The sequence below is a fragment of the Rhodococcus sp. ZPP genome (assembly GCF_017656075.1).
Taxonomy (GTDB): Bacteria; Actinomycetota; Actinomycetes; order Mycobacteriales; family Mycobacteriaceae; genus Rhodococcus_F; species Rhodococcus_F oxybenzonivorans.
Genome location: NZ_CP058638.1, coordinates 302,176 through 314,008, shown reverse-complemented (window position 1 = coordinate 314,008; position 11,833 = coordinate 302,176). Strand labels below are relative to the sequence as shown.

The 11,833-nt window shown below is 63.7% G+C and carries 10 protein-coding genes and 1 pseudogene; 6 read left to right on the top strand and 5 right to left on the bottom strand.

Annotation, left to right across the window (positions count from 1 at the left end; all coding sequences use genetic code 11):
• Positions 1 to 430: 430 nt before the first annotated feature.
• Positions 431 to 1,099, bottom strand: a complete 669-nt coding sequence (locus HYG77_RS01530; protein WP_109329673.1) for a TetR/AcrR family transcriptional regulator — start codon at positions 1,097 to 1,099, stop codon at positions 431 to 433.
• Positions 1,100 to 1,160: 61 nt separating this feature from the next.
• On the opposite strand from HYG77_RS01530, the gene HYG77_RS01525 reads away from it, so the two are divergent.
• Positions 1,161 to 1,655, top strand: a complete 495-nt coding sequence (locus HYG77_RS01525) for an FBP domain-containing protein (protein ID WP_208961681.1) — start codon at positions 1,161 to 1,163, stop codon at positions 1,653 to 1,655.
• A 718-nt stretch (positions 1,656 to 2,373) separates the two neighbouring features.
• On the opposite strand, the gene HYG77_RS01520 is transcribed toward HYG77_RS01525, so the two are convergent.
• On the bottom strand, positions 2,374 to 2,739 hold the full coding sequence (locus HYG77_RS01520; RefSeq protein WP_162603219.1) for a hypothetical protein: 366 nt from the start codon (positions 2,737 to 2,739) through the stop codon (positions 2,374 to 2,376).
• A 1,148-nt stretch (positions 2,740 to 3,887) separates the two neighbouring features.
• Here HYG77_RS01520 and HYG77_RS01515 point away from each other — a divergent pair.
• The 4 genes from HYG77_RS01515 (at position 3,888) to HYG77_RS01500 (ending at position 7,594) form a co-directional block, all read left to right on the top strand.
• Positions 3,888 to 4,487, top strand: a complete 600-nt coding sequence (locus HYG77_RS01515; protein ID WP_208961680.1) for a DNA-binding protein — start codon at positions 3,888 to 3,890, stop codon at positions 4,485 to 4,487.
• Positions 4,488 to 5,132, top strand: coding sequence for an RES family NAD+ phosphorylase (locus tag HYG77_RS01510; RefSeq protein ID WP_208961679.1), 645 nt, complete (start codon positions 4,488 to 4,490; stop codon positions 5,130 to 5,132).
• A 690-nt stretch (positions 5,133 to 5,822) separates the two neighbouring features.
• Positions 5,823 to 7,163 carry an NAD(P)-binding protein gene (locus tag HYG77_RS01505; protein WP_208961678.1) on the top strand — a complete coding sequence of 447 codons (1,341 nt, stop codon included), beginning with the start codon at positions 5,823 to 5,825 and terminating at the stop codon, positions 7,161 to 7,163.
• A 119-nt stretch (positions 7,164 to 7,282) separates the two neighbouring features.
• On the top strand, positions 7,283 to 7,594 hold the full coding sequence (locus HYG77_RS01500) for a hypothetical protein (RefSeq protein ID WP_208961677.1): 312 nt from the start codon (positions 7,283 to 7,285) through the stop codon (positions 7,592 to 7,594).
• A gap of 77 nt (positions 7,595 to 7,671) precedes the next feature.
• Here the strand turns inward: HYG77_RS01500 and HYG77_RS40590 are convergent, their stop codons facing one another.
• Both HYG77_RS40590 and HYG77_RS01495 read right to left on the bottom strand, forming a co-directional pair.
• On the bottom strand, positions 7,672 to 7,797 hold the full coding sequence (locus HYG77_RS40590) for a hypothetical protein (RefSeq protein WP_257792478.1): 126 nt from the start codon (positions 7,795 to 7,797) through the stop codon (positions 7,672 to 7,674).
• Positions 7,798 to 7,884: 87 nt separating this feature from the next.
• Complete coding sequence (locus HYG77_RS01495) at positions 7,885 to 8,559, bottom strand: triacylglycerol lipase (RefSeq protein WP_208961676.1); 675 nt, start codon at positions 8,557 to 8,559, stop codon at positions 7,885 to 7,887.
• Between the two features lie 564 nt (positions 8,560 to 9,123).
• Here HYG77_RS01495 and HYG77_RS01490 point away from each other — a divergent pair.
• A pseudogene (locus HYG77_RS01490) lies at positions 9,124 to 10,036 on the top strand (transposase).
• Positions 10,037 to 10,989: 953 nt separating this feature from the next.
• Here the strand turns inward: HYG77_RS01490 and HYG77_RS01485 are convergent.
• Positions 10,990 to 11,754 (bottom strand): IclR family transcriptional regulator, encoded by a 765-nt coding sequence (locus tag HYG77_RS01485; protein ID WP_208961675.1) that lies wholly within the window; start codon positions 11,752 to 11,754, stop codon positions 10,990 to 10,992.
• Positions 11,755 to 11,833 lie beyond the last annotated feature (79 nt).

Sequence of the window (11,833 nt, the reverse complement as noted above, 5' to 3'; positions counted from 1 at the left end):
GTGAGAGTGCCCGAAAGTCTGCCGCTCCGTGGGGCAGGTCCTGCTCGCCGACCAGTGCATACCCGTGGGTTCCGGAAACGAGGGGCATGCCTACAACCGGCGCAATTTCGACGAGGGCTCAGCGGCTTTCCATTGAGACCGACAGGTCCTCGAACCGGACTGGCGGATGTGCAGTGTTCGGGCACCTGCGGCATTCGCACCGAAGGCCGGCTTGGCAACCACACAGGGAAGGGCGCTTTTCGTAGTGCCACCGACAGACCCGGTTACAGAAGCGAAGAGACGAACGGCACGATCGCGATCACACACGCGGAGCGGGTAACGGCACCGCCTAGTGCCGCGATCACCGAGAGGACTGCCAGGGGGGCATGCACTTCGCGGACAAGTATTGCGGGGCCTCTCGCTGCCTCGCTTCTCTCGGTCTTCGACATTGTCAATTCGCCTCGGCCGCGGAACCGGGCACGGTAGGTGGGGTACCGGCGAGGATCTCTGCACGCGCTGCAACGACCGCGTCGTCGTGCGCGGACTGTGTCGCCGCATTGGGGCCCAGTGCGAGGTATTCCAAGAGAAGTCCGCGATGCACCGCAACGATCCGCGCAGCGATCGACCGAGCTGCCCGAGGCGGTGCCCCCGCTCTTTCGATCGCATCGGCCATTGGGGTAAGCCACTCGTCCACGGCGGGCCGGAGAAAGCTCTCACACAAACCTGGATCTCGCGCTGCTGCTGAATAGATTTCGAAGAACAGAGCAATTCGACGTCGCCCGGATGGAGCCGAAGCCTCCGCCCATGCCAGGTTCAATCCTTCGGCAATGACGTCCGCAACTGCTTCGGGTCCCGATCGCTGCTCCGACTCGGCAGCGAGGCAACGGATTCGGGAAATCAACTCGCGCGACATGTCCAGGTAGGACGCACGCACCCTGTCCACCACAGCGTCGATCAACACCTCACGGCTGCCGAAATGGTGAAGGAGATTGCGAGTTGACGTTCCGAGATCTTCAGCGAGTGGGCGCAGCGTCAGGCCGAACAAACCGTGCTCCTCGGCATATGCAGTACATCCGTCGAGCAACTCTCGGTACCTGGCGGCATCCTTGTGACGACCCATGCCGGCAATTTTATACTACGATCGGTTCATGAATCGTTCGTAGCAACAAAAAGGGATGGACATGCAGAGCCTGACGAAGAAGGAGATCCTTCGCTCCTTCGTCAACAGCTCCCAGAGCCGAATCAAGACAGTGGCCTTTCCTCCGAGCTTCGATGAGACGGAGTGGAAGGAGTTGGACTTTTACGGATGGGTCGATCCACGCTCCCCTCAACGGGCGTATCTGGTCACCACACACGCGTCCGGAGTGACTGGCATCGAACTCCGGAGGGCGAACTCCGAGGGTGCTCGTCCACGCAGCGCCATGTGCAACCTCTGCCACGCGGTACATCGTCACGGCGGGACTGCTCTTTTCACCGCGCGTAAGGCCGGCGCGTCGGGAAAGGCAGGTAACAGCATCGGCACCTACCTGTGCATCGATTTCTGCTGCTCGCTCTATGCCCGGGGCCTGAAATTCTTGCCGGACAATCAGCCCGAACATGCCCTCCCCACACAGACGCGTATAGCACAGCTATGCCATCGACTCGACGGATTCGTCGCCCGCGTTCTCACTACGTGATGAATACGCACTCCGCACGCGTATATGGTGTTCGAATCTCTTGACTCCGAGGACTACGAAGCTGGGCGGGGTGGATGGATACCGGATTATCTCCGGCTTGCGAATGCGGAAAACCCGGTCACCGTTCGCTGTGTTCTGGTTCCCGCGAGGAAAGCGAGACTTCATGGGAACGGCGCGTTGTTCCCAGTTTTCGAGTCGCACGCGAGGACGCAACGCCCTGTGAGGGCAAGAAGTGGGTCGCCGCATCAGGCGTTGTTCCTGTGTGCCGGTCAGGTGGAGGTGAAACCATCGGAGTATTGCAGCGAGTCGACCAGCACATAGACCGACCAGTTCTGATACATGTAGAGCCCGAGCGTGGCGCCGAACCAGCCGAAGCATTTTCTTGTTTCGCATCAGTTCGCGCAAGGTGTATTGGGTGCCGATTTCGATGCGTACGATGGGCTCCGGCAGCGTTTACCCGCTTGCCGAGCAATGCCTTCGAGGCCGCCATACAATTCCACCGGCCAGCCGGAAGTTGACCCACCCAACGACTCCGAGTTGAGGACCGTGCCGCTCAGGGATCACTCGGCATTGTGGACCCGTTCGGGCCCACCACTCGAATGGTGCCGAATGAGAACATCCTGGCCGGTGGTGAGCGTCGTGAGGACCTCGATTCATGCCGTCATCTCTTGAGACTGAATCATCGGCTCACATCAAACAGGCGTGCTGCGAACGGATCTCAGAGCGAGATGACAGCTTCGATTGCAGGCGCGGACACGTGAGCAGTAGCGGTACTCAGCCAGAACCGGACGCGGCCGAGGCCCGACGCGACATAGGCCGCGTTACCCGAGGTTTGATATCGATCCGGGCGGCTGTCCATCGGATAGACCGTGCGACTGCCCGCCGCGCCCGTATCAAGGTTCTCCCAATGCACGGTCACCGGGATAAGGCACGAGGTCAGTTCGTGCGGTACTCCTCGTAGCTCCGCGGGCACATAGAACTCTGGTGACAGCAGAATGTATGCCTCGGCACCTGGCCACCCGCTCGACAGACCCACCGTCATAGGGATCCGGGCAACACCGCATTGACTGACGTCCTCGGCCATAGCCCATGTGTCACCAGCTTGCACCGGCACCGGAGCGGCGGAGACCGATCCACCACCGACCACAGCGGCCGCAGAGACCGCGGCAGACGCAAACACAATCCGACCAACAGATTTCAACATCGCCCCCCATTTCGGCGAGGAAGGCTGTCCCACAGCCACTCGCATCTCCGTGAATCCATTCGAGTGGATATCACCATCTCCGAATCGATCGTTACACACTGGCGAGGGCTGACCGAAAGCACACGTTAAATGTGATTGGAGAGAGTCGGCCTACGCGGCAGGGTTCAATCATCTGCACCCTAGTCCGGAATGCCACCGGTGGACGCGCTGGTTCGCGGCGGCCTCGGCGCGGGTAGTTGGTACTCGCTCACAGGCAGGATCAGGCGGAGGTGATCGCCGAAGTGTGGGGGACAGGCTGGCGGGTTTACCTGAACGTGGGCAGATGGGTGCGGCTCTCGCCGCTTCCGTTGGCGGTTCGCATCGCGTCTAGCAACGATCTGATGTCGGCGGTGTGGGTCGCGGTGTCGAAGACGAACCAGACGCCGCGTGCGGGTACCGTGCCTGGGTTGTAGAACAGGTGTGGCCGGCTCGAGTCGAAGCAGAACGAGTCGCCGGGGCCCAGGTCATTTTCGTCGAAGTCGAGCCGATGATGCCCTCGCCAATCTTCCACAACCGTCGGCCGGAGGCCGCTTCCACCCATTGTCCGTCGATAAAACATCTGTTTGGGAGATCGCCTTGCGTGCCATTCTCTGGGCGGCGTATCGCAACGAGTGTGCGGCTCGTACGGACCTGTGTCTTGTCCCGAGTCAGGTGGGATTCGACCACTTAATTGAGGCCTCGAACTCGGCCTCGGGGTCTCCGAAAAGTTCGGTCACAGCGGCTGCAACTTCTGTATCGGACCCTGCCGGTATCGATTTGTCGGCAGTCCCGTCATGCCGATCTGGGCGCGGGCGCCACGGCCGGTGAGCACCGGCTTTCGAGCGACCGGCGGAATCTGTCAATGTTTCCGAACAGCCGTTCTGTTCGGTCGAACGGCTCTCCAAGGTCTATGGAAAGTCGCGTAGCGCCCTAGACGGCATTTGCCCCTGCCATCAGTCCCTGGTTTGTTAACAGTGAGGTAGACTGTTAGTAACTGTTAGGAGGTGTTGATGGGCACGATCGATGACCGCTACCTCGCCGGCGACGTCGACTTCGAGGCCGCGGTGGGGGAGGCGCTCGGCACCCCGGTCTCGCGGGAAACGATGCTGCCGCTGCTGCATGCGCTGCGCCGGGGAGCGCACCCCAACGCCCAGCTCAGCGACCACGACGCCGCCTTGTACGACGCGGCCGGGTTCACCGAGGACCCACTTGCCCCGGCCGCTGCGGCCGCCGAGCGGGAACGACGTATGCGTGAGCTGACCGCCTCCGCCAAGACGGTCGAGGAGGTGGCCCGCCTGCTTGGGGTGTCGACGTCCCGGATCCGGCAGCGGGCCGGGACGGGCAGTGTGTGGACGATCAAGGTCGGCAACAAACTGTTGCTACCTGCGGTGCAGTTCACCGGTGCGGCGATGGTGCCGAACCTCGACCGTATCCTGACGGCCCTCCCGGACGGTTTGCATCCCCTCGCGCTCGAGAGGGCCCTGACCGACCCCAGGGCCGACCTGGCTCTGGACGGGCGCCCGGTCTCGGTAATCGATTGGCTTGCCAGCGGCGGCGACGTCGAAACCGCACTAGAAGTGATCGCCCAAATCGAATGGGAGGCAGCGTAAGTGGCGAGGATGCTCCCGCACCCTCCGGCCGTCGACGACCTTTCCCACCACGGCATCCGCGACAACGAATACGCCCTGATCCCTACCACCGGGATGCTCTGGCGGGTGCACCGCACCACCAGCAGCCACGCGCTGGCCTGGAACGAGCTCCGCACCTATGGTCCGGTGCTGCGGTTCGACCCGCACCCGCTCCCGCGCGGTCACCACCCGCGGCACGGTGTCTGGTACGGGGCCACTGATGTGCACGGCGCACTCGCTGAAGCGTTCCAGGCCACCCGCACGATCGACCGGTTGGAGGAGGCGCCGTATCTGACCGGGCTGCATCCGGCCCGAGACCTGCGGCTCCTCGACGTCGGCGGGTTCGGGGCCGGCCGCTGGCCGACCCGGGTCGGTGGCACCTTAGCCCTCGATTCCGCCCCCCACGGCCTCACCCAACGGTGGGCCCGCACCATTGCTGCCGCGCACCCCGGGCTCGATGGACTGCTCTACCGGGGTCGGTTCTCAGGCGGCCCGTGTGCAGCGCTGTTCCCTCCGGCCGCCGACGCCTTCCCCGTCCGGCCGGCAACGTCGAATCCGCTCGCGCATCCCGGTCTGCAACGCCGTCTCGCCACGGCCGCGGAGGCGCTGGGCTACACCCTCGTCTGAGGTTGCGACGACCAACACGGGTGGAATCGATCTGACTCAACGGCTCAACGGCTCAACCGTGCGTTTCGGGTGAGGTTAGGGCCGTGGTCAAGAAGATGTTCCGTACTCAGTTCTGACGCGGGCAATTCGTTGGCGCCGCGCCCGGTGTGCACGTACGTGTGGATGATTCGCATTGCCCTGTCGTCCGCTCGTGATGAGGTGGTTCGCTGACGATCGGGGCGGTCGCGGGCAGCAGCCACCAGACCGCGGGCCGCCACCAGGCTGTTGCCCTGGGTTGATCTACTCGAATGGAGCCGAACCCGCCACTCCCCGAGAAAGGAGAACCCGACATCGAACGCGCTCTAGCAGAACCACTTCCATATTTCTTCGCGGCAGTGGCGAATTCGGAAAGTATCTGTGTATGCACTACCGCTCGGTGCGAATCCCAAGGGCTTGAACGGGATTACCCCTGACCTGGTTCGAATTCTCGCCTACCGCCGTGTGGCCGGCGATGAAACGGGGCGAGAACAGAAGTGGTGACGTGCGGTGAACATCAGGTTCCATGAGCGCGTAGTTCCGGACTTCGTGTACTGCGGTCCTGTTGCCCTACAGCCGAGCTTGCTCCGGGCTACTCGCCGGTAGAAGTTTTCGTGTGGGATCCGTGGTTTTTCTCGGGTACGCTCTCGTGATCCCGAGCCGGAAGGACCACACGTGAACGACTCATATCTCGTCATCGGCGAAACCACCGTGGCCCGACGGGTCTGTGCCTCCCTCCGCGAGAGGGACTTTCACGTACGCCATCTCGTTGCCCCCGACGACGACGAACTTCGCCTGGCGATGGCGGACGAGCCTTGCGGTATTGCCGTACTGGTGCGCGACGATGTCGTCGCGCTGCGCTACGCGCTGGCCGCGGCGCACATCTCGGCGTCGATCCCGTTGGTGGTGACTATCTTCGACCGCACGGTCGCGGACCAGCTGTCCCAGCTGCTTCCGCAGTGCGAGGTGACGTCACCGGCCGACCTCGCCGCACCGACGCTCGCCGGACCTTGTCTGGAATCCGGACTTGTCGCTGCCCGGCATGCGGGCGAGCACATGCTGACGGTCCGCATGATCGACGGCCACCCCGAGGGCGCGCACGTCGACCTGCCCCGGCGGGGCTGGTGGCGCACCGCGGCGACCGGCGCGACCGGACTGTTGCGGTCGCACGACATCGGCACGCGCATTCTGCTCGGTGGACTCGCCGGACTTCTCGTGGTCCTGTTCGCTGACTGGCTGTGGTTGATGCTCGGTCAGCACGTGGCACCGCTCGACGCGTTCAACGAGGCGGTGCGCGTGGTGACCACCGTGGGCCCGGGAACCGATACCCACGGCAGCCCCGCCTACGCTGTCTTTTCCTCGGTGGCGATGCTGTTCACCGTCGTCTTCACGGCCATGTTTACCGCCGGGATCATCGAGCGCCTGCTCGGCCCCCGGCTGGTTGGCCTGGTGGGCAGCCGCGTCCTGCCCCGCTCCGGCCACGTCATCGTCGTGGGCCTCGGCCAGGTCGGGCTCCGGCTCTGCCGGGAACTCCAGTCGCTCGGTGTCGCGGTGGTGGGCGTCGAACGCGACCCTCAGGCCAGGAACCTGCGGCTCGTGCGGTCGATGAACATTCCGACCGTCGTCGGGCACGGCGGCGACCGTGAACTCCTCGAGCGACTGGGCGTGCGCCGCGCGCTGGCCCTGGCCGCCGTCGGCTCCGACGACCTGGACAACATCGCCGTATCCGTGGCCGCGCAGGCACTGTCACCCGGACTGCGGCTGGTCCTGCGAGCCGGTGAGCAGGAGGCGATCGCCGAGACACGGTCGTTGCTGCGGCTCGGCATCATCCGCGACGTCACCAGCCTGAGCGCCACCTACGTGGTGGCCAAGCTGATCGGCCTGCAACCGCAGGGGGTCGTGGCCAACGGCAGCCACCTCTACCTGGAGGTGCCGACGGCGGAATCGCCCGAACCCGTGTTCACCGAGCTGCCCGTGTCGCCGCGGATGAGTTGCCGGCACCTTGTCACTGCCTAACGGCTAGCGCGTCCGCTCAGAGCCGCCGGTTCGCTCGAGTCCATGATCTGAGATCTTCTGGCATGGATTGCAAATCGGGAACGCGTCGGTTGCCGTCGGTTGGTCGAGCGGCCCGGTTCGTGGCGCGTGAGATAAGTGCGGAGTGGTCGGCGGTCGGTTCATCAAGGACAGGGGCTGGTGGAGACGACGACGGCACGCAGCTACGCAAGTACGACCGGGTGCGGCGCCGCGAAAGCCAGTGGTCGAACGACAACTACCGGGCGTTGACGGTCGATCATTCTCTGCGCACCGTGCACCTCCGCCGCGACTCGGCAATGGGAATGTCACCGGACGGTCCACTGGGACTGCGCTGGTCAGCGAGTTCGGTCGACGGTCAGCTCTCGGGACGTGCGGTTCGGGTTCCTCTATCGGAGCCGGACTACCGGGACTGAGAACCCAGAAAGGATCGCGCCGCCACGCCAGAAACGTTCTGCCACACACACGTCCGGCTCATCGTGCGCGCCGACACTCATTGCAGCAGTTTCTCGTACGCGCGGCGGTCGATGAGAGCGCCTTCGAAGGCCGCGGCGACGAGCCACCAGGTCCGCCGGCGTACCAGCGTGCCACCCACTACCGACAGCTGGATTGGACCCACCTGATGGTGCCCGGGAAGGTGGGCAGTGGGGAGTCCGGGGTTGTGTACCGAAACTGCGGTACGCGATTCCGGTCCACACCGGCGGTGCTACCGGACGAAGTCGCGGACCTGACCGTAGATCGTGGAGTTCTCGAGTATTCCGTTGTGGGTGAGGCATCCTGTCTGCCTGTTGGTCGCACCGGCAAGGGAAACGCTGGAGTCGGGGTTGATCACCGTGTCGCAGGGCGACCACCACGTTCCGTAGGCGGGCGCACCGGGCGTCTCGTCTCCGGAATTGAGACTCGTCAGATACGCCGAGCCGATCCGCATTTCGGTGCAGGAAGCGGTAAAGCAGCCGTTCGAGGTATCAGTGCCGTGGTTGGGGCCCGCGAGGGAGATCCAATCGTCGATTTTGGTGGCGCCGCTGAGGTTCTTGGCGTAATACCGGGTGGACAATCCGCCCATCGAGTGTGTGACGACATCCACCTTGGCGGCGCCGGTGATGCGGAGAATGTCGTCGACCTTCGCCTCCACCTGTGCGGCGGTCGTGACATTGGATTGATCGGAGTTGTACGACCAGTTGTAGAGCTCGGCGTCGGTCCATCCGTCTGCCTTGAATGCCGCGATCATGGTGTTCCACTGCGAAGAGCTGCCCTGCCATCCATGCACGAAGAGGATTGGATCGTGCCCGGTCGCGTGAGCGGGCGCCAAGGGTGCGATCAGCAACGACACCGCGACCAGGCCGACGGCGGCGAACAGACGCGAGAGTAGAACACGAGGCATGTAGGGCTCCACTTGTAGGAAATCGATAAGGACTGGTGATGTTAATCACCGGTAACTTAGCCGCTGACGTAGGAGCGGGGAGCGTTTTGGCCACACTCGTTCATGGGGACCAGGAGGGTGAATGTAACCCTGCGACAACAGATACCACCTCCACGCCATGGTTTCGCTGACGCGGTTCTCACTCCCGGCATCGGAGGGACTTCACAGGCTCGATCCAGCTCACGTACCCGTCATTGTCGAAGTCGGCAATCTACGCTGTGAGAAGTGGAATTCCGGCCGGAACCGCGCGGGCCACTCCCTCACCTCGGAGGCAGCGCACTGCGCGATCGCCGAACCAAGGACGACTTCCTCGCTCGAGGGCGCGAACATCTTGACGGCGGCGGGTTCCATCTCGCATTGGGCGGTCGAGACATCGCGGCTCTGCGACTAGTCCGGCCATCAGCTCAGCTAGACGGTATGAGGGCCTGCGTTGTGGGGCCGAGGGCCTCGTTCTGCAAAGCCTCGTGGGTTGCCAGGTGAAAGATCACTGTTGGTAGAGCCACATTTTCAGGTCAGGAGGCCCCGGTGAGAGTTCAGCATACGAGTGTCGGCTCGGATGTGCACGCGTTGTCGGTCGTGGCGTGCGGGATCGACGAAGATACTGGCGAAGTGTTCAGAAGGCGGCTGAGTCCCGACTACGGCGAGGTCCTTGCCTGGCTACGAACGCTCCCGAGTCCGGTGAAGGGGGTGTACGAGGCCGGCCCGACAGGGTTCGGGCTGTGTCGGGCACTGACCGCGGCCGCTGTGGAATGCGTGGTGGTGGCCCCGTCGAAGCTGCAACGCCCTGCCGGGGACCGGATCAAGACCGATGCCCGTGACGCCCTGCATCTGGCTCGACTCCTACGGTTGGGTGAGATCGTCGAAGTGAGCGTGCCCTCGGTGGAACAAGAAGCGGCCCGCGATCTCGTCCGTGCCCGTGAGGGCGCCCGGGGGATTTGATGCGGTGCCGGCATCGGTTGTCGAAACTACTGCTGCGGCAGGGCCTCGTCTATTCCGGTGGGGCGGCGTGGACCGCTGCTCACGACGTATGGCTGCGCGGACAAAATTTCGACCAACCGGCACTTCAAGCTGCGTTCGACTCGGACTACGAGGCGATGATTTTGACACTCGCCCGCCGTGACCGCCTCGATGCCGCGATCGCAGACATGGCCGCGGACAGCCCCTACACGCCGATGGTGCGCAGGCTCGGATGTCTACGGCCGAACGCAGTCAGCGTGGACACCCCACGTCGGTCTCGTGCCCTCGCGGTCGAGATCGGGGACTGGCACCGGGAGAAGGCGTCTCCCGCGGCGAGCACGAGGCCACGCAGGCAACCACCGACTCCACCACAAATGGGAACAGTTCACCGCCCGCAAAAAGCGTCCGGTGGTTGCAAATGTCGCCGTCGCGTGCGAGCTCGCCGGGTGGTGCCTGGTCCCTCGCCACGATCGACGACTGACTCTCAGTTCCCCCATGATCTGGTCGACGAGGCATCGGTGGCGAGACCGGCAGCGTGAGGAACGACCTGCGATACAGCTATGAGCAGCAACAGAATCCGAGAACCCACTGTTGCGACGCTCGACACTAGAGCAGCAGCACCGTTCCTGCCGAACAATCGTCCTGCGGTATCCAACCCGCGCATATCAGTCTGACCACGTGTCGCGAATATCGACATGCCGACCCCACTGCTGACACCGATCGTCGACCGAAACGGAGGCGGCCCCGGACACCGAGGTTCCCGGGGCCGCCTCCACCTGCCACTTGACAAGACACGACAACATATCAGTTGTCACGCGGGTACACCGCAACGCGGTGTACGGAACGAAGACCTGGCGACAACCGATCCCGCCTAAGGACTGTCCGTCCGCGACATCGCATACAAGTGGGTTTCAACCACGTGCCCCGATTCGCCGCCGCCTACCGTGAGCGATACGGCGTCCTTCCTTCGGAAGCCTTTCGCGATGTGTGACCCATAGCGACGGAGATCGCCCAGAATCTCGTTCAGACTCCGACCAATGACCCTCTGAGGAAAACGGCAAACGACGGTGCCCCACGCCCTTGTATCCACCTGACCTTACATTCCACGAGAACAGCACTGGCACTGTCGTTTTCATGCCTGCTGCCGCCCCGTTGATCCCGACGTCTTCTTCGCACCCGACAACGAGCACTACGGACCGCGGAAACCCTGTGAACGCGCAGCAAACGGATCTGCAGCACCTGCTCTGCTGTTGCGAACAACCTACGCCGAACAGGCCAATGAACGCTAAGGAGTATGGGGCGGAACATCTGAGCACGAAGGCACACCGAATCCCTGATTGAACGGACGTTCTTCTGGCACCGCTCTGCCGAGGCAATTCCGCCTCGTTCACTCTGCTCACTGGCCGGCCCGGTGTGAGATGCGGACTTGGTTACTCATGCGAGCAGCCGATTTCGGCGAGCAAGGGTGATCCCTATTCCTTCAGCTGCCGCGCGAACAGACGCGGCGTGGGTGTCAGGCCGAAAGCGGTATGAAGGGCCGGTCACGCTGATCGCGGCAACGACGTCCTCGCCGTCGCGGACAGGGGCCGCCACGCACACGATTCCGGTTGCGGATTCCTCGTATTCGTAACCGACGCCTTCGGCGGCGATGCGGTCGAGCTGGGTGCTCAGCGGTCCGGGCAGGATGACGGTCCGCGGGGTGTACCGGGCCAGTGGAGCGGAAAGGACCTGTTCCCGCAGGTCATTATCGGCGTGGGCGAGCAGCACCTTGCCGATCGCCGTGCAGTGCACCGGCATCCGGCCCCCGATTCTCGATGGTGCGCTCGCTTGCCGATGCCCGCCGATCTTGGACAGGTACACGACCTCGATCCCGTCGAGGACCCCCAGGTGCACCGTCTCGTGGGTGCGCACATACAGATCCTCCATGAACGGGATCGCCACCTCGAGCAGGCTGCGCTCGACCGACGCCCGCATGCCCAGCTCGAACAGGGAGCCGCCGAGCCGGTAGCCGGTTCCGGTGCGGTCCAGCATCCGCACTGCCGCCATGTCGGAGAGGATCCGGTGCAGCGTGCCCTTCGGGATGGACGTCCGGCGTGCCAATTCGGCCAGCGACACGGTGGAGTCTTCGATGGTGAATGCGTGCAGCACCATCATGACCTTTCCCAGCACCGTCGTGCGGTCGAACTCCTGATCAGACACTGCGAACATCACCTCCGTTGCCGCCGGCGCTACCGCCCACGATACCGGCAGTGTTCGGCTCAGTGGAACGCAATGCTTG

Coding starts and splice junctions, on each gene's coding strand:
- HYG77_RS01515 (WP_208961680.1), top strand. CDS start 3,888: ATGGGCACGATCGATGACCGCTACCTCGCCGGCGACGTCGACTTCGAG.
- HYG77_RS01495 (WP_208961676.1), bottom strand. CDS start 8,559: ATGCCTCGTGTTCTACTCTCGCGTCTGTTCGCCGCCGTCGGCCTGGTC.
- HYG77_RS01520 (WP_162603219.1), bottom strand. CDS start 2,739: ATGGCCGAGGACGTCAGTCAATGCGGTGTTGCCCGGATCCCTATGACG.
- HYG77_RS01525 (WP_208961681.1), top strand. CDS start 1,161: ATGCAGAGCCTGACGAAGAAGGAGATCCTTCGCTCCTTCGTCAACAGC.
- HYG77_RS01530 (WP_109329673.1), bottom strand. CDS start 1,099: ATGGGTCGTCACAAGGATGCCGCCAGGTACCGAGAGTTGCTCGACGGA.